Annotated in this window: 22 protein-coding genes; 6 read left to right on the forward strand and 16 right to left on the reverse strand. The window is 55.7% G+C overall.

The window, feature by feature from the left end:
* On the reverse strand, nt 1-1,203 hold a 1,203-nt coding region (locus BDD14_RS28880), incomplete at its 3' end, for a serine hydrolase (RefSeq protein WP_165420385.1).
* A 381-nt stretch (nt 1,204-1,584) separates the two neighbouring features.
* On the opposite strand from BDD14_RS28880, the gene BDD14_RS28885 reads away from it, so the two are divergent.
* Nucleotides 1,585-1,866, forward strand: a complete 282-nt coding sequence (locus tag BDD14_RS28885) for a hypothetical protein (RefSeq protein ID WP_130424682.1) — start codon at nt 1,585-1,587, stop codon at nt 1,864-1,866.
* A 4-nt stretch (nt 1,867-1,870) separates the two neighbouring features.
* Entirely contained in the window at nt 1,871-2,653 is a 783-nt protein-coding gene (locus BDD14_RS28890) for an SOS response-associated peptidase (RefSeq protein WP_165420386.1), read from the forward strand.
* Between the two features lie 57 nt (nt 2,654-2,710).
* On the opposite strand, the gene BDD14_RS28895 is transcribed toward BDD14_RS28890, so the two are convergent.
* The 15 genes from BDD14_RS28895 to BDD14_RS28965 form a co-directional block, all read right to left on the reverse strand.
* A complete protein-coding gene (locus tag BDD14_RS28895; protein ID WP_130424686.1) occupies nt 2,711-3,007 on the reverse strand; it encodes a hypothetical protein in 297 nt (98 codons plus the stop codon).
* Between the two features lie 104 nt (nt 3,008-3,111).
* Nucleotides 3,112-6,786 carry a MobF family relaxase gene (mobF, locus tag BDD14_RS28900; RefSeq protein WP_130424688.1) on the reverse strand — a complete coding sequence of 1,225 codons (3,675 nt, stop codon included), beginning with the start codon at nt 6,784-6,786 and terminating at the stop codon, nt 3,112-3,114.
* Between the two features lie 4 nt (nt 6,787-6,790).
* The gene (locus BDD14_RS28905) at nt 6,791-9,025 is read right to left on the reverse strand and encodes a type IV secretion system DNA-binding domain-containing protein (RefSeq protein WP_130424690.1); all 2,235 of its coding nucleotides are present in this window, start codon (nt 9,023-9,025) and stop codon (nt 6,791-6,793) included.
* 2 nt (nt 9,026-9,027) lie between these two features.
* Nucleotides 9,028-9,411, reverse strand: a complete 384-nt coding sequence (locus tag BDD14_RS28910) for a hypothetical protein (protein WP_130424692.1) — start codon at nt 9,409-9,411, stop codon at nt 9,028-9,030.
* Between the two features lie 283 nt (nt 9,412-9,694).
* Nucleotides 9,695-9,982, reverse strand: coding sequence for a hypothetical protein (locus tag BDD14_RS28915; RefSeq protein ID WP_130424694.1), 288 nt, complete (start codon nt 9,980-9,982; stop codon nt 9,695-9,697).
* Between the two features lie 21 nt (nt 9,983-10,003).
* On the reverse strand, nt 10,004-10,981 hold the full coding sequence (locus BDD14_RS28920; protein WP_130424696.1) for a TadA family conjugal transfer-associated ATPase: 978 nt from the start codon (nt 10,979-10,981) through the stop codon (nt 10,004-10,006).
* The gene (locus BDD14_RS28925) at nt 10,978-11,823 is read right to left on the reverse strand and encodes a VirB8/TrbF family protein (protein WP_130424698.1); all 846 of its coding nucleotides are present in this window, start codon (nt 11,821-11,823) and stop codon (nt 10,978-10,980) included. The genes BDD14_RS28920 and BDD14_RS28925 overlap by 4 nt, the downstream gene beginning before the upstream one ends.
* 160 nt (nt 11,824-11,983) lie before the next feature.
* On the reverse strand, nt 11,984-12,901 hold the full coding sequence (locus tag BDD14_RS28930) for a type IV secretion system protein (protein WP_341273341.1): 918 nt from the start codon (nt 12,899-12,901) through the stop codon (nt 11,984-11,986).
* A 32-nt stretch (nt 12,902-12,933) separates the two neighbouring features.
* Nucleotides 12,934-13,134 carry a hypothetical protein gene (locus BDD14_RS28935; protein WP_130424700.1) on the reverse strand — a complete coding sequence of 67 codons (201 nt, stop codon included), beginning with the start codon at nt 13,132-13,134 and terminating at the stop codon, nt 12,934-12,936.
* A 12-nt stretch (nt 13,135-13,146) separates the two neighbouring features.
* Nucleotides 13,147-13,956: a hypothetical protein gene (locus tag BDD14_RS28940; RefSeq protein ID WP_130424702.1), complete on the reverse strand. Its 810-nt coding sequence runs from the start codon at nt 13,954-13,956 to the stop codon at nt 13,147-13,149.
* A 27-nt stretch (nt 13,957-13,983) separates the two neighbouring features.
* Nucleotides 13,984-15,354: a TraB/TrbI/VirB10 family type IV secretion system protein gene (locus BDD14_RS28945; RefSeq protein WP_130424704.1), complete on the reverse strand. Its 1,371-nt coding sequence runs from the start codon at nt 15,352-15,354 to the stop codon at nt 13,984-13,986.
* Nucleotides 15,355-15,358: 4 nt separating this feature from the next.
* A complete protein-coding gene (locus BDD14_RS28950) occupies nt 15,359-16,201 on the reverse strand; it encodes a TrbG/VirB9 family P-type conjugative transfer protein (RefSeq protein ID WP_130424706.1) in 843 nt (280 codons plus the stop codon).
* A gap of 36 nt (nt 16,202-16,237) precedes the next feature.
* The gene (locus tag BDD14_RS28955; protein WP_130424708.1) at nt 16,238-18,610 is read right to left on the reverse strand and encodes a VirB4 family type IV secretion system protein; all 2,373 of its coding nucleotides are present in this window, start codon (nt 18,608-18,610) and stop codon (nt 16,238-16,240) included.
* Nucleotides 18,588-18,854, reverse strand: coding sequence for a VirB3 family type IV secretion system protein (locus BDD14_RS28960; protein ID WP_130424710.1), 267 nt, complete (start codon nt 18,852-18,854; stop codon nt 18,588-18,590). Before BDD14_RS28960 ends, BDD14_RS28955 begins: the two co-directional genes overlap by 23 nt.
* Before the next feature lie 11 nt (nt 18,855-18,865).
* Nucleotides 18,866-19,171 (reverse strand): TrbC/VirB2 family protein, encoded by a 306-nt coding sequence (locus BDD14_RS28965; protein WP_242618366.1) that lies wholly within the window; start codon nt 19,169-19,171, stop codon nt 18,866-18,868.
* A 389-nt stretch (nt 19,172-19,560) separates the two neighbouring features.
* Here BDD14_RS28965 and BDD14_RS28970 point away from each other — a divergent pair, with 389 nt between their 5' ends.
* From BDD14_RS28970 to BDD14_RS28985, 4 genes are all read left to right on the forward strand, one after another.
* Nucleotides 19,561-19,884 carry a helix-turn-helix domain-containing protein gene (locus BDD14_RS28970; protein WP_130424712.1) on the forward strand — a complete coding sequence of 108 codons (324 nt, stop codon included), beginning with the start codon at nt 19,561-19,563 and terminating at the stop codon, nt 19,882-19,884.
* 100 nt (nt 19,885-19,984) lie between these two features.
* Nucleotides 19,985-20,602 carry a sigma-70 family RNA polymerase sigma factor gene (locus BDD14_RS28975; RefSeq protein ID WP_130424714.1) on the forward strand — a complete coding sequence of 206 codons (618 nt, stop codon included), beginning with the start codon at nt 19,985-19,987 and terminating at the stop codon, nt 20,600-20,602.
* Nucleotides 20,603-21,089: 487 nt separating this feature from the next.
* The gene (locus BDD14_RS28980) at nt 21,090-21,365 is read left to right on the forward strand and encodes a hypothetical protein (protein WP_130424716.1); all 276 of its coding nucleotides are present in this window, start codon (nt 21,090-21,092) and stop codon (nt 21,363-21,365) included.
* 30 nt (nt 21,366-21,395) lie between these two features.
* The coding region (locus BDD14_RS28985; protein WP_130424718.1) for a S41 family peptidase at nt 21,396-21,849 on the forward strand (454 nt) is incomplete at its 3' end.

A 21,849-nucleotide genomic window follows, 5' to 3' on the forward strand; every position in this document is an offset into this window, starting at 1 on the left:
GATCAGGACGAAGAACCGTGTGGGCGATTCCGGATAAAGCCGGGCGGTAGGCGATCCGGACGGAATCTCCGCAGTCAGATGGTCCCCTTCCATAGCTACCTTGATGTAGGCATAGGTTCCAGTGTAAGCAGGCAGATCAGAGGCCGGAACTTCTACAACCGAGTGTTCGATCGACTTGAAATCGGGAAAGCCATATACCGTTCCTGCGCTGCGAATGACCTGTTCTGCGAGCTCTCCGCCTCCACCGCCGCTTGTCATTACGACAATGCCGTTGCCGTGAAGATACTCCACCATATCGTCCTGGAAAAATGCGGAGCCTTCGTGACGGATATATGGATTTTCTGGACTGCCGCCGACTTCGAAGCCAAGTCCATAGCGCCTAGCTGAGGCAATGCTCTTATCGGGCGAAACCATCATGCGTATGGTTTGCTGGTGAAGCACCTTGTGCGATTTTCCATCGTATTCGCGCTGAACTTCAAGAAGAAGTTTTGCCAAATCAGTCGGTGTTGACCAGAGTCCGCCGGCAGCGAGATTCGGCTCGACGAACTTTGATGGAGGGACTGACTGCTTTCCATCGGCTCCATACGCCGTGGCTGTGCGTGCTCGCCATTCCAACGGAAGTGGAGCGTCGAAGGTGCTGTGCTTCATACCGCTAGGGTCCAGTACAGTTCGTTTCATGTATTCGGCGAACGATTCTCCCGAGACGTCCTCGATCAGGAGGGAGAGGATGAGATAGCCACCGTTGGCGTAGGCAAACTTCGTGCCCGGGACGGCCTCGACACGAACTGGCGGCGTTCTCGCAGGCTTCTCACCATCGAGAAGCTGAAGCAGTGTGGGTATCGGTGAACCTGGGTCATAGATTTCGCCATTATGTGTCCCGATGCCCGAAGTGTGGTTAAGGAGTCGCCGAACCGTAACCTGCTGCTTGGCGGTGAACTGATTGTCCGGAATCTTCCATCGTTTCAGGTACTGATTGATGTTTGCATCCAGATTGATCTTGCCCTCCTCCACAAGCTTGAGGACGCCGAGGGCCGTAACGGGCTTCGAGATGGAAGCCGCTCCAAACAGAGTCTCTGTCGATACGGGCGCGCCTTCGATGGAGGAAACGCCATAGGCTCGCGACCAATCGACCGCGCCATTTCGGATGGTAGCGATACTCACAGCAGGAACGCCGAGCGCCTTCATCTGTGAGTCCAGATTCATATTGTCATTCTCGCTGTCGCGAATGACGACGTACCGAGAGAGGCGATTCTGCACGGCCTGCATACGCTGTTGAGCAGACTGGGCTGTTTGGCTATGAACCGGGAGGGCCAACAGAGCGCAGAGACAGACGGATAAGTACGCGTTAGATAGATTCCTGTCCACACAGATATTCATCGTGGATTTCACCCCTCGCTCGAATTCCAAATTATTGTAGTAGGATCGTTTGTTCCGAGCTGGTTGCCAAAAGACGAAACCACCAGTATTCGGGCAAGCATCAACTCACGATTCGTGCGTAATCGCCAAGGCATTCATCGAGCATCGCGGGCGTGTCATGGTTCGTCACCGATTTGGATGCACTTATTCGGGTGATACGCTTCTGGGATGGCGGAACCCTATAAACTGACGGCCACCCCGTTCCTCTTGCTCGAAGGCGAGGACAAAGGACATCTGGAGACGGTCACCTTTATCGCCACTTCCGAACACGAGATGCAAAAGTGGTGGTCTGTGAACGTGGGTAGCTATGAGACCGACTTTAGTAAGCTTGTCCATTCATCGGCCGCCAAGGAGATCGTCAACCGCCTTCGCTCTGGAGAGACTGTCGAGTTTCCCGGTCGCTATGAATTAGGCCAGCTAAAGGGTTTCGGCGGTAGCTGGGGAGATTAGACAAGTGTGTGGCCGATACTACCGTCGATCAGACAAGCAACGCATCGCCGAAGCTTTCAAAGTCGGCAAGCTTCCGCCAGGCTTCGAGCTCACGCCCGACTACAACATAGCTCCAAGTACCTATCAGCCCATTATTCGGGCTGACGCTGAGACCGGCGAGCGCGTTCTTGTCCAGATGCGCTGGGGATTGATTCCGGCCAAGATTGCTGATCCGGATAGTTTCAAAATCTACACAACAAGCAATGCGCGGGCTGAGTCGATTCTCGACAAGCCGATTTGGAAGGGACCCTTCCAACATAGCCGTTGTCTCATCCCCGTTGATGGCTTCTACGAGTGGCTGCAACGCCCTTCCCTGCCCCAACCACCGCCAATCGACCCCGGCGAGCACGGTCTTTTTGGAGATATTCCGGCGCCCCCGAAGAAGTCTCCCAAACCGAAGGCGGGTTCCAGACCCGTCTACAAATTTGAGATGCCGGACGGTGAGCCTTACGCCCTCGCCGGCATCTTCTCCGAATGGCGGCCACGCAGAGGGGATCTACACCCGCCGCTTGATACTTTCTCGATCGTCACCACCGAAGCAAACGAGTTGATGGAACCTATCCACAACCGCATGCCCGTTATTCTGCACTCGCGGGACTTCGACCGATGGCTCAACGACTACGATGAGTCTCGGCCGCCCCTCGATCTGCTGCGCCCATTTGAATCAGACAAAATGCGCATGACGCCGGCCAACAGGCTCGTTGGCAATGTACGCAACAACGGTCCTGAGATGCTGAATAGTGCTTGATACCGCAACCACAGAACAAGCAATCTACTGCCGTCGGACACCTTAGAACCAACGAAGCTAGTTAGAGAAGCCAGCATCCTTTTCGGCGATGCAGATGCGGCCCTCTGCAGAGTTCTTCCATGCAGTATCTGCCTTCATCGCCTCTTTGCACTGTGAAGCGATGTTGCGCGCCACGTCTGAATGCTTCGTGAGCCAGATTTGAAGGCCAGCCACATCCGCCCTGCTAAGGTCTCCAGCACCGGCATCTTCAACCTGCTGCACGATCGTCCGCTGCTGAACGGTGGAGGGTTTCGGCTCAGATTTGCAGCCAGCTAAACAAATCAAAATCGCTAGAGTTACATAAGAACGTTTCACTGGATTCTCCTTTTGCAATTCAAGTTTATCGAAATGAACAAAGGGTAAAAAGCTACTGAGGCGGCCTTGTGGCGATCCGGGCGCTGCCGCCGCCGGCTGTGGTGCTAAAGGCCCATTCCGTAGCCCTCGAACTCAATTGAGGGGCTTGACGGCTCCGGTGCGTTACTGAGACTCGATTCATTAGAATGCCCTTCCGTTGCAAGCTCAGTTCCATTCCCAATGCCGGTGTTTCTGTGCAAGAGATTTGTGCTGTCGGACGTGTAGATTGCGAAGTCCCGAATGTTGGGATTCAACTTTGTAAGCGCGGCTTGTTGCTCCGCGAGCTGGCCACTCTCGCCGGTTAGCAATACTCGATCTGCTGAGAGGTTCTTTGCCCTCTCTACGGTGTAGCCGTAGTCGATGTGACGGGCCTTCTCCGGGTTCAGCTCGACGGTTTTTCCGTTGTCCAGACGGACGGAGAGGGCATTGTCTTCCGCGATCCGATCAATGGTGGCGAAGTCCCCCGAGCGGATGCGGTTCTCGCGGTCGGGGGCCGTGAACTGTATGCGGTCGCCTGCAGCCAGGTCGCGCTCCTCTTCGCGATAGACGGTGCTCTGTTTTGTCTGTTGTTTGAGAAGAGCAGGATTGTAGGAAGCCTCATGGCCGGTAGATGTTTCGACGGTGAGGGTGTTGCTCCTCGCGTCTACGGAAAGAACGGTTGCTGAGCTGTTGGCCGCTATGCTGTGTTTCTCTGGGCTTCCGGTCTTGTAGTGAATCTCATCGCCCGGCGTGTAGTTTGTAGCGAGCCGGGGATTGCCGAAGTCCTGCTCGACCAGAATCGGCATTGTTCGGTTGTCGCCTGAGAGACGGCCCTGCTCGCGTAGGTCGGCGCGAATAAGGTCGGTAAGGTCCCTCCGTTCGTTGGCATCGGGTGCGACGATCACCGCGCGATCGGTCTTCGCCGTGTAATCAGAGCTGACGGCTGCAAGGCGGTGCTCGGGGTTGGCGTACTCGTGAACCCGTCCCTGCTCCTGCAACTTCTCTGTTCCGGTAGCTGGATCGTTGCCACGAAAGGCAGATATAGCCTCGCGGACCTGCTCCGTCGAACTCGGAGGCCGGAAGTCGAGCGCAGCGGTCTTGGAAACGTCAGTTGCGAGGCGTTCGCCTAGCGTTTCGGCGTTATTGGTATAAACGCGGGCATCGTCCGATGCGCGGGAGATGGCAACATATGCGAGCCGGTCATTAATGAGGCTGCGGCTGGAATCGGTGTCTATGTTGGCGAGCACGCGGCCAGCGGTCAAACCCTGCGAGCTGTGCGAGGTCACGGCATAGCCGTGATCGAACTGGCGGAACTTGGCGGTGTCGAACGTGATGCTGCGTTCGGTCTTGCCGTCGATCTTCACGGTCATTTGCCCGTCCTTGATCTCGGTGACGGTGCCTAGATCTCGATTTGCGACTTCAAGGTCTTTATTCGGCGCGGTAAACTGGATGCGGTCGCCCGTGGCGAACTCGCGTTCTGTCTCTTTGAAGACGTTCACGCCGCGGAGACGCCGCGGGTCGTAGGAAATGCTTTGCCCGTCCGCCTTCTCAACGGTGAGGGTATTCGTTCGGGCATCGACGCTCAAAACGCGAGCGAGGCTTTCGCGCTCAATCCCAAGTTCTTTGCTACCGGTCGTGTATTGGAGGACTTCGCCGGAATTGTAGCGAGCTGCCCAGGTGCGATCCGCGCCCGTCATATCGGAGCGATGGGCAAGCGTCTGGAGCTGCTGGCCGTTGTCGCCTAACAGATTGGTAGTGCGCAGCTCGGCGCGGATGGCCTCATTGATCTGCTGTCGGCTACGGTTGTCTGGTGAGACGACGATGGTGTTCTCGGGCTGAGTTGCGTAGTCTTTTGCAATAGCGGCGATTCGGTCCTGGCCGTTTGGAATTTCCTTCACCCGGCCTTGCTGTGCCAGCATCGCGACGCCCTTTTCAGTTTCTCCTGTCGCAAGATGCTGGACGGCTTTCAGCAGCTCAGGGTCTTTCTGCCGCATGATTTGGTCGAGCTGGGAGGTCTGCATTCCGGCGTCCTGCATCTGCTCGAAGGGCCTTCCCGCTTCGACGCCTTGATGCTGTCGGGTGTCGCCGATCACTAGAACACGGTCGTCCGGATTCAGCTTGTCGAGGAAGGCCTGCATTTGTCTTGTGCTGGCAAGGCTCGACTCATCGATCATGTACAGGTGGCGCACCTCCGGGTTGGCGCTCGGATGATTCTCGCCTCTGGCAATAAAACTCTGGACGGTCGTCGCGTCGATCCCTGCCGCCCGGAGCTGGCCCGCCGCGCGAGATGTCGGCGCAAACCCTTCGACGATGTATCCACTCTTTTCCGCTCCCTCGCGGATCGCGTCAAGCGTCGTAGTTTTGCCGGTCCCAGCTAAACCTTGCAAGCCGTGAACGCGGTCGGTAGACGTAAGTACCTCTTCTATGGAGCGTCGCTGCGCCTCGTTGAAGAAGTCGCGAGTGCCGGCCTGTTCCTTCGCCTGCTCTAGCGTCATGATCGGCGCGACCGTGTTCTGTCCAGCGCGAACATACTCTACATTGGTACGTTCGGCGGCGATGGTTTCGGGCGTTGTGAAGCTGCGCCCGGAGCTGTACTTCGGTCCTTCGACTGAGCGGAAGTGTCCTGCCTCACGGCGTGTTTGGAACTCGTCGCGGATTTGCTGGAACGTCGCCTCACCCATGCCACGACGGAGCGCTGTGGTAAGAATTTTTCTCTCGTCGGCTACCGCTTCTCGCTCGAAAAGGCTTTGTCGAGCGTAGGTGACGGCCTCTTTCGCGTGGGTACTGCCCTCCTGGCGCCGCTCCTGCTGCTCGCCCCGCTCGCGGGCGGCAGCAACTACTTGCCGCGGCTGGTTCCCGAACTCGGCGGCCAGCTCTTTATGTGCGGCAAGGACTTCCTCTCGTGAGAGAGCCTGCTTCCTGTCGCGAGTCGCATGCGCGGCAATCTGTGCGGCTTCCGGGCCACTACGCCCAGCCTTCTCAAGGGCTTCTCTGATCTGTTGAGAGCGCAGGCTGGACGCATCTAGGTACTCCTGGGAGAAGCCTTTGATTTCCGGGGCACCACTCCTGCCCGTTTCGATTTCATAGCCGAGATTTCGAAGCTCATACATGAGCGCCGATTGATAGACGGCTGTTGCAAATTGCTGACTTTGAAAGAGTGAACGGGAGTCGAGAGCGCGTGTTGAACCGTTGTCACGCTCGGTCACGTTGAAGACGACTACGTGCGTATGGAGCTGCGGTGCTGCGTAGCCGTCCACCGGGCGAGCGGTGTCATGCTCGAACTTCGCAGCGATGAATTTGCCGGTCGTCTCTGCGGGAGTGTTTCCCCCGAGTCGAGCTTGCGTGTAGCGCTCAAATTCGTTCAAGGCGGTGGTTACGGCAGCTCGGTGCGCTTCCCGCACGCGCTCATCGCCGCCAACAAGCGCGGCAAGTGAAACCGACTTCGGGGCTGATATTGTGGCATCCCAAGCGGCCCGGTGTTCAACCGCTTTGGTCGTCGTGCCGTCCGGGTTCGTGTACTCCATTGCAGGGCGATGCTTGACCATCTGCTGTTCGTTTTGCGGATGAATTCCCTCAGCAAGACGTGAGAACTCCAGCGGCGCAACCTCGCCTTTGAGTCCTAGCGAGGCGGCGAGTTTGCCTTGCCATTCGCCTTTCACAGTCTCAGCCTGGTTGTAGTAGCTCTGTGACGCGGACGCGTACTCCAGCTTGTGGTAGGTCTGGACCTGACCGGAACTGAGTGGTTTCGGGATATTCATCATGGGGCTATGGCTCCAACGAAAGGTCTAGTTGGTGCTCTCCGTGCTTGGGCGCGTGAGCATGGACCTCGGCAATTAGGGCGATGGGTCCGGCAGACATCTGGTTCTCAGGCGCGGGCCGGTTCTCTTCGCCGGCGCTCGCTGGGTCGAGTCCGGAACGGTCGGGCCAAGGGATCGGGACTTGCCTCTTCGCGTGTGCCAAAGGCGCACTCTGTGATTCCGGTACGGCATCCGGGGTTGGGGCCTCAGCCTCTTCGACCGTCGCTTTCGGCTCCTCCTCGGAGTTTTTCTCGTACAGTTCTGGGGAAAGCAGGAGGAAGGTGCGGCGGTCGAACCGCAGCCGGTCATCTTCTGAGTTGCGGGGGATGAATGGCGCCGTATTTGCCTCCAGGTCGATGTAATCGAAGTCGAACCGGGCAACGTTGTTACCGAGTTTGAGGAAGGCGTGCCGGTCGTCTAGGCCTGTGATTTCGGACGGCATCACCAGCGGCTCGATCTGCCGGTCCATCGTGAAGTTTTTCCCAGACCGGGAGCCGTCGAACTTGGTCTCTTTCAGACGCTCGATTTCGACGTGGCCTATAGCGTCGGAGATCCATTTGGCGGCTTCCGGTTCTCCTGTTTTGAGGAAAATCTTGGTCGCGGGCTGGCTCAACATGACTTCAGAGAGCCTGCCGTAAATATCCTGAAGCTGAGCCCTACCCTGAAAGCCGAGTACAAGCGGATTCTTCGACTTTCGGCTCTCTGTAATGGCCGTGTGGAGCTGTGGGAGCTTCTGTAGACTCGCAAGCTCGTCGATCACAAGCCACACCTGTTTCTGGCGCGGTTTCGGCGTCGTCATCAGCCGCATCACCAGCATGTCGATCCAGAGGGAGACCAACGGACGTAGGATTTCGCGCTCATTCAGCCGCGAGGTAATGAAGATCCATCCCTCGCGTTTCTTGGCCCAGTCCACGGCGTTCCACTCGCGCTTGCTGTTCTCGGCACGGGGCAGAAGTCGAAGACTTTCGGCGGTCATGCCGAGTGACGATAGGACGCCAGCCGCCTGTGGTCCCGCCTTCCGGTTGATGAAGAAAGCCATCTCTGTCCCGGCCACACGCCGCTGCAACTCTGGCTCGTCGGCCATCCAGTCGGCCAGCACGTGAGGATCGGGTCCTTCCTTCAGGAGATGGGCGAAAATCTTGGCCGGGGCTCGATAAAAGAACTCGTCCTTGGTGCTCGTGCTGGTCGGCTGATAGAGGCTCGCAGCGATGGCTGTCGCCTCCTGATTCCGTTCCATCTCGCTCGAAGGACCCCAGTATGGGCAGCGGGCGTCTAATGGGTTGAGGATGTAATCACCGCGCTTTTCGTCGTAGAACCGCTCGACGAACTCACCCGCCGGGTCATACAGAATTGCTACATCGCCACGGTCCCGAATCTGGCGGACGACTTGCATGATGAGCTGGGTCTTACCAGCCCCGGTGTCACCCATCAGTTGAAAGTGCTGAGCCTCCTTCCGCTGTGGAATCCGCATCATCCGGCCTAACTCGGTCGTCTTGAATCCTATTCCCTCTACTGGAGCTGGAACCTTCTTGCCGATGTACCGTAACCAGATGCGCGTGGCGCTTTCCTTTAAGTGAATCTTCTTCGCCTCTGTCTTCTCCTGAGCCTTGTTGAACTCCTCGGGCGTCATCATTACCGGGCCACGGAGAACGCGACCATACTTGAGAACGCGGAATCGCTTTATGTCGGCGGGAACCGCCCACCAGAGCATGAAAGCCAGGCACACTCCGCCCTCCATCCAGCTCACAAGAAAGATGCGGGCGATGCCCTGACCGTCGAAGATTGCGCCGCGCAACCAGCGCGACACGGCGACATCCGAGAGCTTCTGGACCGGGCCACGGTAGGGGTAAAGGTAGCCTTGAGCAATGGGTAACTCGGTGAGGGCGACCGGAGCGATTTTCCCGTTTGGAAGCGTCGTCGTTCCGTTCTTTGAGAAGTCTACTGGCAGCGCAAGGCGAGGCTTCACTTTGACCCCGGCGAGATACACAAGCCGATAATCCTGATGGGCTTTGAAGGCTGCTCCAACCTCGGAGCGGACATACTCAGTGATGTAGCTCTGCTGCAAGGGCAAGAGCGTAAAGTGGAGCCGCTGGAGGACGAACAGTAGCGTACAGAGGAGCGCTCCCGCTATCGCGCTGTAGCTCATGATCGGAACGTGTGGAGGCCAGATGATCGACTCTTTTCTTCCCCATTGTGTAGCCATCGTTAGCTCTCCTTCCGGTCGCGAGCGGCATATTCTTTTCGCAAATCGGCTGCCGCTTTATGTTTGGCCGCGCGAACTCCGTTCATCGCTTCAGTGATCCAGTTCTCGGGAACTGGCTTGCCGAGGAGCATCGGCTTGATGAGGTTCACCAGCAACATCCGCGTGGCCACCACCTCTGTAAAAAGCGCATCGTCCTGTGAGCGCCGCGCCTCTCGCAAAAGAACGTCGCGTGCCCATTCGCCTGCATATTTTCCTTCGGCTTTTGCTGCTTGATATAGTTCCGCTTCTTCGGCTCGGGTGAGCTTCGTTCCGAAGCTTCGGGAGCGCCGCTCCCGGCCTTGGGAACGGTTGAGGCGGGGGGCGATGTCAATTGCCGCACTGTCCATAGCTGTCTCCTCTTTGGGTCTGCGTCGCTGGTTACTCCGTGCTAACCGGAGTTAGCAGGTAGCAACCAAGTGCTGCTATGCCTTTCTTGTAATGGTGGTTAGCACCAGCTAACCACCTTGCTCTGAAACACCACCCTGGAAGGGGTGGAGTGTCACCCTTCCTCATGTGCGCAGCACATATCTGTTGCCATTGCTTTTGTTGTTGCTGTTGCTGTTGTATTTACGGAGTGCAACGAAGTCCTGCTGAGCTGAAGACGTGAAGGAGAAGCACTGAAAGGTGCTGCTACTTTGCGGCTGAAGCGATAGCCTTCGCGCCGTTCTTGGTGCTGGCGACTGTGTTCGGAGTCTTCTTGATCCGCAACGAGGTAGGCACCTGAAGGTCAGGCTGCTTCGTAAGGTGTTGCTGAAAGTCTTTGTCTTTGGTAAAGATGTACTCCATACCTTTGTCCACCACATCATCAGCAGAAACATTCAGGAAAGCAGCATAGCGGTCGATCATTTTTGCGGTTGACTCTTCAAGTCTGAGAGTGGCGTCGATCTTCTTGGAAGCCGTTACAGTGAGCAGAGGCATGATGTGAGATCTCCTTCGTGGTTATGCTGCGTGGACGTTGGAAGCGCTGTAGATGACTTCCGTTTCGAAGCGCTGTTCTTTGTGGTCGTACCCGTTGACAGTGATAAGCTCTCGAACTTGACGGCGCCCATTGGCTGCTCGTTGGCAGTACAAAGAGAAGTCGATTGCCTCGGCCGTCTCGCTCCGCATGAAAGCGTGATTGAGATTCGGGCGAGCACTTAGAGCGAGATTGGCGAGACGGTTTAACGCATCCCATGCCGACTTCGCATGGATCGTGGATAAGGTTCCACCGTGGCCGGTGTTCATCGCTTGGAGTAGGTCATAACCGCACTCGTTGCGTATCTCTCCCATGATGATTCTGTCGGGCCGGTGACGAAGGGCCGCCGCTAGCAGCTCGCTAGGCGTGACGGCAACCTGACCAGGTATCGCCTCGACTGCCTCCCACCGAATAGCATTGGGTTGGAGCACTTGCAATTCGGCGGGCTGCTCGATGATGCAAAGTCGCTCGCTTGCGGGGATGTGATCGAGTAGCGCCTTCATGAGCGTGGTTTTTCCACTACCCGTACCTCCTGCAATGATGCCGTTCTTGCGCTGCATGATAAGACTGACGACCAAATCTCGAACCTCTTTGGGCATACTTCCCGATGCGATTAGCTCATCTGACGTGAACCACTTATTGAACTTGCGGATTGTGAGAGTCGGCCCGTTGATCGAAGACGGGGGACCGACTACGGCAACGCGAGAACCATCGGGTAGCCGCGTGTTGAGGATGGGATTTTGCAATGTGAGGTCTTGACCCAGGATGCGGGCCACACGCTCAATCGCTGCGGTCAAACGTTCGTTGGTGTACGGCGTCGTGAGCGTGATCTTTTCGAGCACCCCTCCCTTGTCCGCATACACTCCCGTCGTTCCGTTGATCATCAAGTCAGATATGGTGGGGTCTAATAGAAGCCCGCGAATCTCTTCTGGAAAGAAAGGGAGAATGAGGTCGTAACTCACCGAATTGCTCCTGATTCCGTTCCCGGAAGTATGGGAGCCGATATCGTGCTGGGTGTGAGGGTTGATGCTGCTGGCCGGGGTTTAGCGGTTCCATCTGAAATCGGATCGACGCCGATTCGGTTCTCATGGAACTCGGTAATCGTCATGCCGAGAGGATTGATAGTCTCGAATTGCGGGAAGACGCGGGATTGTTCGCTGACCTGTTTGGGATTGAGGTAGTACGTGACGGAAAGCATCCAATGCTCGGTGCGCGGCTCGTGAGAGTTGCGCACCGAAAACAGCTTGTCAATGTTCACAAGAGCAGTGCCCCGCGACATGCGAACGCCTTGGACCTGCTCCTCTGCCATGCTCGTGATTGTGACGTTTCGCACTTCTACGTCGCTCTGCTCCATCTGACCGGCCATGACCTGAGAGATCATGTGGTTTCTGTTGTCCTCGCTCATGAACTGAGTGGAAAGCTGCTGTGAGAAAAAGAAATAGTTGAGAGGGTACTTCTTGGAAATCGTGTCTCGGCTGACGGTGTAACGGTAGTTCGCCCAATCTGTGAGGTACGTGCGGACTTCGCCTTCGCGCGGGCTGTAGTTCAAATCGCTGTATTGGATTGCCTGCGCCCTGCCTATCTCGTCGATGCGGATGTAGCGGTTCTGGATCGGCTTGTGAGCAAGGGAGACGATAGCTCCGAGGGAGCCAACCAGTAAAACAGAGAGTGTGCCAATTACGAACCGGCTCATCTTGCGCTCGGCATATTGCGAGGCATAGACCTCGTTGGCAATCTCGTCAGTGAGTAACGCTTCTTTCGGAGTCCAGGCTGCGTCAGTGAGTGGTGTGGATTGCGTGGCCATGAGCGGGTTTCCTTTCGATTTGGTGTTCTGCCTTGATGAAGCCGATTGTCGTGAAGATGACTGAGCCCATGAGGATGAGAATCAGGCACGTTCTGAAGATGTAGACCAGGAAGCGCGGAGGATTGAACGGGATTGAGTACACGACATTCATGGAGTTACCTCACTTGCCGCCTCTGAACTTAGCCAGGGCGACTCGGGTTACAAGGTTCTGAGCGGAGCCGGTTGCTCCAGCGCCGCCGCCGAAGATAGCTTGGGTCATCGTTGGGATAAAGAGCATATTGATGATGAATGCGGCGAAAACCATAATGACGGGGATAAGGTTCGCCAACCACATGCCGATGGAATAGTCCCCGTTGAAGGTTTTTTGTAGGAAGGTGTTCATGAATCCTTCCCATACGAAAATGAACGCTGAAGCGACGGCGCGGATCATCGCGAAGCTGAGTAGCACTTCAACGAAGGAGTAGAACTTGCCGCGCAAACTGTCAGTCATGTACAGCGGGATAAAAAGCGGACCAAACAATGCTGTCACCGCGTAGAAGATGAATGAGCTGACGTTGATCACGAAGAGTATCCCAGCGGCGAGGCCAAGAATGATCTGCACAAGGTAGTAGCAAACCTGCTCGCTGACAGACAGCAGCGATGGCGAACCTGTCTTCGATGCGGCGTCGCTGAGGAGTTGATTGAAGTTTGCGAGCGAGTTCTGATCGAGCACGGTCACGATTGATTGCGCGAGTGCGGAGAATAGGTGGTTGAGGCCAAAACCCGCACCGGGAAGTGGGTTGACCCAGTAGGTCTCAAGGAGACAGCAGACTGTGAGCCGGAGAAGGAATCGGACGATCTCTCCAGCCTCCAACGGCGTTGGATTGAGGCTGAACGTCATGTTGGCTGTGCTAAAGCTGACAACCATATTCACTAGCTGAAAGAACGCAATGGCGCTCAGCAACGTGATCCCAAGATTCGTGAGCGCTCCCCCGTTGGCCGTTGTTAGGGCGGTAAGGTTGTTCGTGAACTGATAAAGCCAATCGGTGCCCGGCAGAGCCAGCGCCAATGCCGAAAAGGTTGTTAGGTGCATCATCATGGCGTCCATTCCGTGGTGTGAGCTGTACCGAACTAAAACTGGCTGAAGTCGTTTCGTGGAAATGAGGGGTCAAGTTTGCTGTGAAGGGATTGGCCCCAATGTCGAAGCGCACGATTGGCTCCAGAAATCTCCACTAGGAGTCCGAGGGCCAGCGCGCAGACAGTGAAGGCGAGTAGCGCCGCAATTGGCGGCGCTACATCGGTTGCAAGGCGTTTGAACATCGTCAGGTTCATCGAAGTCAATCCTTAGGGAAGATAAGTCGTCCACGTGCCGGTGTCGGTCACGTTGAGGGTTGGGTTAGCGGTGTGCTGGGCTTGGACGAAGCCCCACGTATTCAGATCCTGCGCAGCGGCATTCCGCTGTTGCATGTTCTGAATGGTCATCTGCTGCGCGAGACAAGCGTGGAGAACCCCTTGCGCCTGCTGTTCATTGAGTTGCTGGGCTTGCGCAGCGTTGAGGAGGTTGAGCTGTTCAACCTCGCTGTTGGTGGAGGTTGATCCGTCGAGCTGGGCGGTTTGTAGGTTCGCCTGGGCTGTGGCGGAATCGTTGCGGGCTTGACGGTAGGAACCCACGGCGTTAAGGCAATCGGGTGAAGCGGTATCCGACGCCTCGATCATCGCGAGCTGTGTTAGGTTCGAACTGTTCCCTACCGTCTGTGTGCTCAGAATGCCGTTGGTTTCTGGAGCCAAACCAATTTTGGAGTTGGTCCAGGCCATGAGCGCGGCACTCTGACTGTTGAGGTTGAGAGCATTAGAAAAACCGTTGGTTTCCCCATATGTATTGGGAACCGAGACGCTTTTTACCTTATTCAGCTCCGTTTGCCAGATGTTCTTGACAGAGAAGTTCTGAACGTTGCTCTTGAGGGTGTTGTATTGGCTTTGTGCCGTGGTGAGCATTTTGGCCATTGTGGAGAGCTGCGACACAAGTTCGCCGTAGCTGCTCGGGTCGAAAACGATATCCCCAAATCCAAATAGTGCGAAGCTGGGGGTAGCGGTTCCGAGTATGACAACGCCAGCAACAATCCACTTGCGGCGTTTTGTGAGCGATAGCTTCATACGTCCTCCTGGCTTCGGGAACGGCTATTACAGAGCTGAATCGACGCGATGTTCTGCGTAGGACGGAATCAAAATGTCTTGATTGATATAAACGCGGGCGCGGGAACCCTCCTTTACTGTGATTACGGGCAGACGATTGAGGAAGTGATTCAATATCTGCTCGGCCTCCTGGCTGGTCTGCGAGGAGATTCCGTTGCGGATTTGCGTGTCGGCGGTAAGAATGCTTCCGTTGTTGCCGATCTGCGCAAGGCCACCCAGCCCGCCGATCGCGGCAGCTGCTGCAAACGAACTAAGTATGTGGTTATTGACATTTGTTGCGAGGCCGGTTGTCCCTAGCGGGTCCAGGCCGAGGTACTTGTTCAAGTCGAGGGAGAATCCGTCTGGGCAGATAGCCCGATTGAAAACTACAAAAAGCTTGCGCTGCTGTGCGTTTCCTACACTCTGGACATTGCCGATAAGACGGGTTCCTTGCGGAAGTAAAAGCTGCTGATGATCGTGAGAGTAATAGTCTGTTGTCAACATCACGATGATGGGACCGGAAAAACCTCCGTCTACGTGGTTGGTCACAACTCCCTCAAAAACTGTTCCCTCAAAAACGCGATATAGCCGCCCCTGATAGCCGTCGAAATCATAAGAAGCCATCGGGTCTTTCTTTTGGGATTGCTGCGCTGCAACGCTGCGTGCCCCGGCTGGCCGTTGTTGTGCTCCTGAAGGAGAATTGCCGCCCTGAGAGTCCGGCTGGGTGCCGCTGCCGGCCTCGGATGAGGCCGCTAGTGGCGTCGTGTCTTCACCGCTTGCCGTCTCAGGAGCAGAAGCATTCGCAGCAAGTACGTTGCTGCCGCCGCTCGATGTGCCCCCACGTGCGAAGTCGATAGCTACGGTGTTGCTGTTGAGAGCGTCCTGATGCTGCTTCTCGCGGGCGAGCTGCCGTTGCTTGGCTTCTGCTTGCTGCTGCGATACGTTCGAGGTTGTCTTTGGTCCATTGGGACTATCGCCGTAGATTGCCTGACGCTGGGCAGCGGTCATAGGCGCGGCATTGGGCGATTCTGGACCAGGGACGGCTTGCTCCTGCCGAAGCTGGTCCATTTGTGCTGCGAGTTGTTGTTGCCGGATACGTTCGGCCTCGTCACGTTGGGCAAGTAGTTTCTGCTGCGCCTCGAAGCTTGTAACCTGCTGAGCGTTCGGAGATGCGGGACGCATTGGAAGCGCACTCCGCGGTGCTTCCTTTGGGCCACTGTGGAAGAGACTCCCAACATTGGCGAGCCCTATTACCAGAATGACTGCGCCTAAGCCGATGACAACCGGCATTGACTTCTTGATGGCGGGCGTAGCCTCGGGCTGGGCCGGAACGGGGCCGGGGTCGTTGACGGTGGGCGGGATCTGGTTCGGGTCAGTCATGACGTTAGTTGCCTCCTGCGCGCTTGAACTCGACGCGTTGTTTACCGATGGTGAGATAGCCGTCCGCAACCGTCTTGGGTATCGTGTAAAGTCCATCGTTGTAATCGAAGTTGATGAGACTTCCCTTCCCGTCCTTCAGCTCGTAGAGAGCGGGGGTCTCTTGAAAATGGCCACGCAGATACGTGAACTTTTCATCGCGCCACACTTGCTGTAGTCCAAGCGCATTCCCCTTCTTCTCATTCCAGGTGTAGTCAAAGTGGAGCTGGCCGGGGTATTGGCTCCGGTACTGCTCGGCCTTGGTTTCTTCGGCCTTGCGCTCATTGGCTTCCTTTGACTGCGCCTCAAGTGCTTCGCGCTTGGCCTTGTCCAGTTCGGCAGCGGGAACGAATACCGGCATCGCGGCCAGTTTGTCTTTCCCGGCCTGATCGCCGGGTGTGACAAACACCTTTGAATCAAAATGAGGATCGCCGTCGCTCGATATCTCGCGGAGCTGCAATGTGTATTCGTTTCCGTGATCGGAGACGATATGCACGTCCGTCGTTGTGTTCGCAACCTTGGGCTTGATTGAGATGAAACGGCTAGCGACGTGCCCGCCGTCGAAGACCCAGGACACCGTATCTCCACCGAAAACAGTTGCGACCCTTTCCTCTGCCGGAAGCAAGATGAGGGTTGATTGCAGAAGACCGGCGCGAATGACTGGCGGCGTGTCTGTCTCTCGGATGACGACTGTTCGTGGTGCACTGGGTAAAAGAGCGTGTGGAGCATCGGGGGTTGTGGCTGCAAGGCTGGTTGAAACTGCGCCAACCGCAAGGCCGGAACTTATTAGCAGGATTGAGAGGGTCTTCATAGAGTTTCCTTGTCGTGGAGTGGTGTGGCGCAGCGGTTAGACAGTCTCTCCTTGGGCAAACCGCTCAATGCCCTCGGTGAGTCCGTACATCTCGATTAGCTTGGTCCGGCGTACCCGGTCCTTCGGCTTCGTGGAGAATTTGGCATAGCTTCGGTTGTCGAGGTTGAGTGTGACAACCTTGGTCAAACCGTCGCGGCGTACGTACAGCCCTTCTCGCTCCCGCAAAGACTCGAATAAATCAAGCTGCTGGTCCGTTAGCTTAAATAGCTCGCCGTAATGTTTCCGGTTGAATGTGGCATCCGGTAAAAAGAGGAACGATGTGCACGAGTTGACAATGCTGTCTGCGTTCTCGCCCAGGTCGTTTGCTGACTGGCCGATCAAGGTCACACCACCGAGATTCTTGCGAACGGTTTTGATCGAGGCGAGCGCCGAGTCGAGAAGCTGTTTGTTCTTCATGCTGGAGAAGATCTCCTCGATGAGAACGTGCTTGGGAACGCCGAGATTTGCCGGATTGTAGAGCACTTCGTCGATGCGGCGGAGTATCCAGACCATCAGCGGCTCGATGAGGTCGGCGTATTGGCTGTTGTTCACTCCTTGGAAGTCGAAGCACTGGTGCCGTCCAAGGGATAGCTCGTCGTCTACGTTGTCGAAGATCGCCGCATAGACGCCCTTCCCCACCCACTTCGCCATATAGCGGTCCAGATGTTTAGGCAACCCGAGGTTTGAGAGCCGGCGATTGTGCGGCTCTAGGTGGTATATGCCCTGCACAGCCTTATGAATCACATCGTCGTCTTCCGGACTCAGCTCCGCGCCCCCACTGGTGAGCAAGAGTTTGTGGAACGAGTACAGAAACTTGATGTTGTTCTCGGTCGGCTCCAGGGAGTAGGGGTTGACGCGGGGGCCGTCCTTGCCTACCCGGGTAACTCTGCCGCCGTAGAGTTCCACCTGACTCTCATAGGAGCCGCCAATGTCGAAGATGTAAGTAAAGCCGTTGTACTTCCGCTCCAACGCAAGCATCTGGTTTGCATGTACTGACTTGCCGGTGCCAGTTGGCCCGATTATCAGCATGACGCGCACGCCGTTCACATAGGCATCTTGGAAAAACGGGGTGCGGGTCCGCGTTTCAAAGACATTCAAATATTCGGAATCAAGGTCTTCCGAGTGTGGGTGCCCTATGTGCGGCGCAAAAACGGAGGACATACGCGCATGGTGGTTCTCTCCCAGCCATAGCGGAAAGACGTCGAACTTCTGATTTCCCGGAAACATCGTATAGAACGAAGAGAGGTTTCCAAGCGTCTCCTCCATCACTTGAGCGCGGGCATCAACAAAGAACCGGTGAACCGCTGGTACTGTCTCGCGGAGCTGTTCGACGCTGCGGGCGGCAAGCAGCAGGCGCATGGTGAACTCACCTTGCGCCGTTTTGTCGAGCGAACGGATAACTTCGCTCAGGTCGTCCACGCTGGCATCAGCGGCCTTCGCACCTGCCCCAGTGTCCAACGAAGCGGTGTCTGTTCCGCTCATCACACGATTGAGTACACCAACCTTGAAAAACGAGATGAACTTTTCTTGTGCCGAAATCTCCGATCGTGCATCCGACGCTGATTTTGGTCTCCAGCTCGTGCATAGAACGCTGTCACAGTCGAGCGTCATCAAGCCCGAAAACTGGCACGGTCTTGAAATCTCCGGGGTGTTCATCAGGGAAAACATTTGAACGTACCGCTTCCCTACCCGGAGATGGTCACTGTGCCATGAAAGCGGGCTCTTTACGATCTGCCTATCAACGCCGGTGTCGCGGGCGAGCTGGTCATGTTCGCACCACGGCTCCAGGTTGTAGAGGTAAGAAAAGAAGGGGAACGCTTCTGTCTTATCGAGCAGACGAAGGCCGACATTCGAGCGGAGATGTGATTCGAGTATCGTTGCTTGTTTTTGAAGACTCGACAGCATTCGCGCATGATCCTCTGCCTTCTCTGAGGGCTTCCTCTCAAATGGGTTTTTCTGCGATGTCTCAAAGGTGAGGCACCAATGCAGGTCGATCCGGCGAAACCCTGCCGTTTTCTCCAGGAACGTTAGCCGGTCGTTTACAAACGTCTCGGTTACTGGATCGCTGTATTTCTTCTGGCGCGGAATATCGAACCCTGAGAGGACGCGAGCGTATTGGTATAGGCAGGAGCCCTTGGGCAAGCCGCGTAGTGATGCCTCGATGGAGCGAACGCGGGATTCAAGCTCCTGATCGGTCAAGCTCTCCTCATCAATGCCGGTGAGAGAAAACAGGCAGCCGTAGCCGCCTGTCTTCAGGGCGAAGATATTGGGGGTGACGAAACGGGAGACTGGCACGATGGAGCAACCCGCTCCAGCTTTCGCGTACCACGGCGTATGACGTTGCTGTTCAGTCTTCTTTTCGGGGGTCATAGTATGGCTTCTGGTAAAGGCTGTGGCCCCAAAGCTGAAACATCTTTGGGTGCTTGCGAACGGTGAGCCATGCAGCAGCGACCATTACCGGGAAGCTGAAGATGGCCAACATGCGAAACCCAACGAGGAAAACCGTTATCGAGACAAAGACAATAACCATCCACGTCGGCAGTTCAAGGCCGAGTTTTGCTCTGGACCTGTTCATCGCCTGATTGATCGGTAACGGTTCCCCTCGGTTGGTCATGGCTAGGCTCCTTACTGATTAATGGACTGGCCGGTGAGAGAGCTGATCCAGCCAGCGCCCCAGCCGAGAACGCCAGCACCGAAGAGAGCGCCGAAAAGACCGGGAATTGCTTCTTGAAAGCGACCACTCATCAACCGGATACCAGCGAAGATGAGACCTCCAAGGCAGATGACAGCTCCGGCGTACTCTGCGAACGTTTTGAAGGAGTTCATCGCGGTCGTAGCACCGGAAAAATCAACCGTGCCTTGAGCGTGAGCAAGTGAGGTGAGTGAAATGGCGAGCAGACTCGGTGCGATGGTTCGCCCGAACGTCCGCAGATTTTGCTTGGAAAACTTCTGAGCCCAACGATGTGCTAGGCGTGAATCAATTGACTTGTTCAAAGGTTTCTCCTTATGGAACGAAATAGGGGTAAGGGGAATTGGTTGTGCTCTGAGAAGAGCCTCACGTAGCGGCTTTTTTTCCTCCTTTCAGGTTGGGCTTTGTGGCCCACAACCCTACGGCCACGCGGTACAATCGGCCGCCGTGTACACGTTGTTGTGTTACCACAAACTTGTGTCACCATTCACAACTTATAGCGACTCGTCTGCATTGTGTCAACACACTTTTCTTATCCACAATTTTGTGTACAAACAACACTTGAAACATCACCACATTTGTGTGTGTGCTTTGGAGGTTGCTAAGATTCTGTAGAGATCGCTATACCGGGATGTTGCGATGTGTTTTTATCAAATTGCGCGAGGTTCACATCGACACCGATTCCATGCTGCGATACGACTACAAAGAGTTCTCAGCAGCTTTAGGTAAGCGAGTCAAACTGATGCGCAAGGAGCGCGGGCTGACCTTACGCGCACTTGTTGTCCAGCATGGCTTCCACCTAACGCAGATACAACGTATTGAGAAAGGCGATGGTGTATCCGTGCCAACTCTGCTGAGGATTGCCGAGGTTTTTCAAATACCAGTCGAAAAATTGATCGCCGGCCTGGGCCTGGTCGAGGGTGGCGGGTCGCGTTCAAAATCGTCAAAGAAATAGCCGTTCCCCCCGGGGGGTCTGCAACTTGCTGTTGGCGGTCAGTTACAGACTCGTAGTAAATTTGACTTCTACCCTCTAAGCGAGATGAGAGGGGCTCTTTTTGACACCATTGAGCACTTTTTTTTGCAGAGATGATTTGCCAATGACTCGGGCTCACTTACATCTCGTGGACACAAACGGAACCGTTGTTTGTGCAGAGGTCGAAACCGCTGTAGAGCGGTCGTTTCATTGGGTACTGAGGGATTACCCTCAAGTCGATCCGGCGATGATTGCGAACTGGGCTGAAGAAGTAGCTCACAGCATGCAAGAGCGAGCAACGATCCTTATTTCACCCCAACGCTACGCATACTCCGCACTCAAAGGTAAAGTTCGCGACTGGATGAGGAGTGGAGCGGCCAGAGAGCAAGTCGCAGGGATTGGGAGTGACCTTGAAAGTATTGGTGGTCTGAGTGGTTCTTTTCAGGGCGCTATCGACCGTAAAATACTCTTTGAACAACTAAAAGCAACCCTGAATGAACGGGACAGGTATATTTTGGTTCTGCTTCTTCAAGATAAAACGAGCCCGGCAACTGTCGCGAATGCGTTGGGAACGACTTACTCCGCAGCCGCGAAAGCCATCCAGCGCGTCAAAGAGCGCTTAGCTTCCACATTGACTGGTGCTCGCAAAATAGATGATCCGGGCCACGGCTCACCACAATTTTGCGAGACGAAAGGGTAGATCGTCATTGAACCCGGATCTGATGAAGGACTTCCTTCTTGAGACATTTCCGAATCCCGAGCGAAAAGGCTGTCCTGACGACAAAACGCTAGAAGCCCTGGCTGAGGATAGGCTGCCGGCAGAGCATCCGGCCCGCCTTCATGTTGGATCTTGTTCTGAGTGCTATGCCGAGTATCGGCATTACCGCTTGGATTGGGAAGAATCGAATGCCGTCGCCTCTACGCCCAACTCCGAAGCCATTTCTGGCCCTGTCGAGGTTACGCCTTCCAACTCTGCGCGAGTCCCAAAAACCTCGCGCCTGAGGGCTGTTCCTTTGGCCTTGGCGGCTTCTCTGATTGTCATGTGTAGCGGCGGTTATGTGGCATTTAGGCACTACCATTCAGCGGACGCTCCGAACGTCCAGGTTGCCTCTGCTCAGCCTGTAAGCGCTACGGTTGATCTTTTCAATAGCGGCACTCTGAGAGGGGCTGATGATGAGACAACCCCGTTGAAAGAGGTCTCATTGCCTGCCGCGATCGTCCACCTCTCGGTTGTGCTTCCCCGCTTCAGCGAAGTGGGCAGCTATAACGTGAACGTGTCCCAAGACAAGACTGGAAGCCAAATCATCGCAACGGGGGCCGGGAGTGCGGTTGAAAGAGACGGAGGAAAGGTCTTGGTGAACGTAACGCTCGATCTGCGAGCTGCCAAGCCAGGAGCCTACTTCCTCGCGACAGTGCGCGGCACTGACAACGGAACGTACTACTATCCGTTGAAGATTAATTAGCTCCGGTTGCGGCATCATAGGTGTGTGGATATGAATACTCCCCCTAGCCGTGAATCGGGCCTGACTGGCAAAGCGAAACATGAAGTTCTTGAGCGTGTTCTGAAGGCTCTCGATTCCAAGTTCTACAAACCGGAACTCCTCGGGCAAGACTGGCAGAACGCGGTCGCGATCCATCGCGCCACAATTGAATCCGCGGCTACGGCTGACGCGTTCGAGCAAGCGATGATGGATCTGTTGCAAACGCTCAAAACTTCGCATCTGGGTTTTTTCCACGGAGCTGCACGGCGGGCATCAAGTCGTGCGGCACTCAGCGCAACTTACCTCTCTGACGAAACAGCCCACGGCTCACGATGGATTTTTCAAGATGTGCATGACGGAGGAGCTGCAGCCGTCGCAGGTGTTGAGCCAGGAAACATCCTCCTTCGGGTTGACGGCAAAGAAATAGTGCCGCCTGAGCACCCGGTCTTCCCGATGGGAAGACTTA

The organism is Edaphobacter modestus, from assembly GCF_004217555.1.
Lineage (GTDB): Bacteria > Acidobacteriota > Terriglobia > Terriglobales > Acidobacteriaceae > Edaphobacter > Edaphobacter modestus.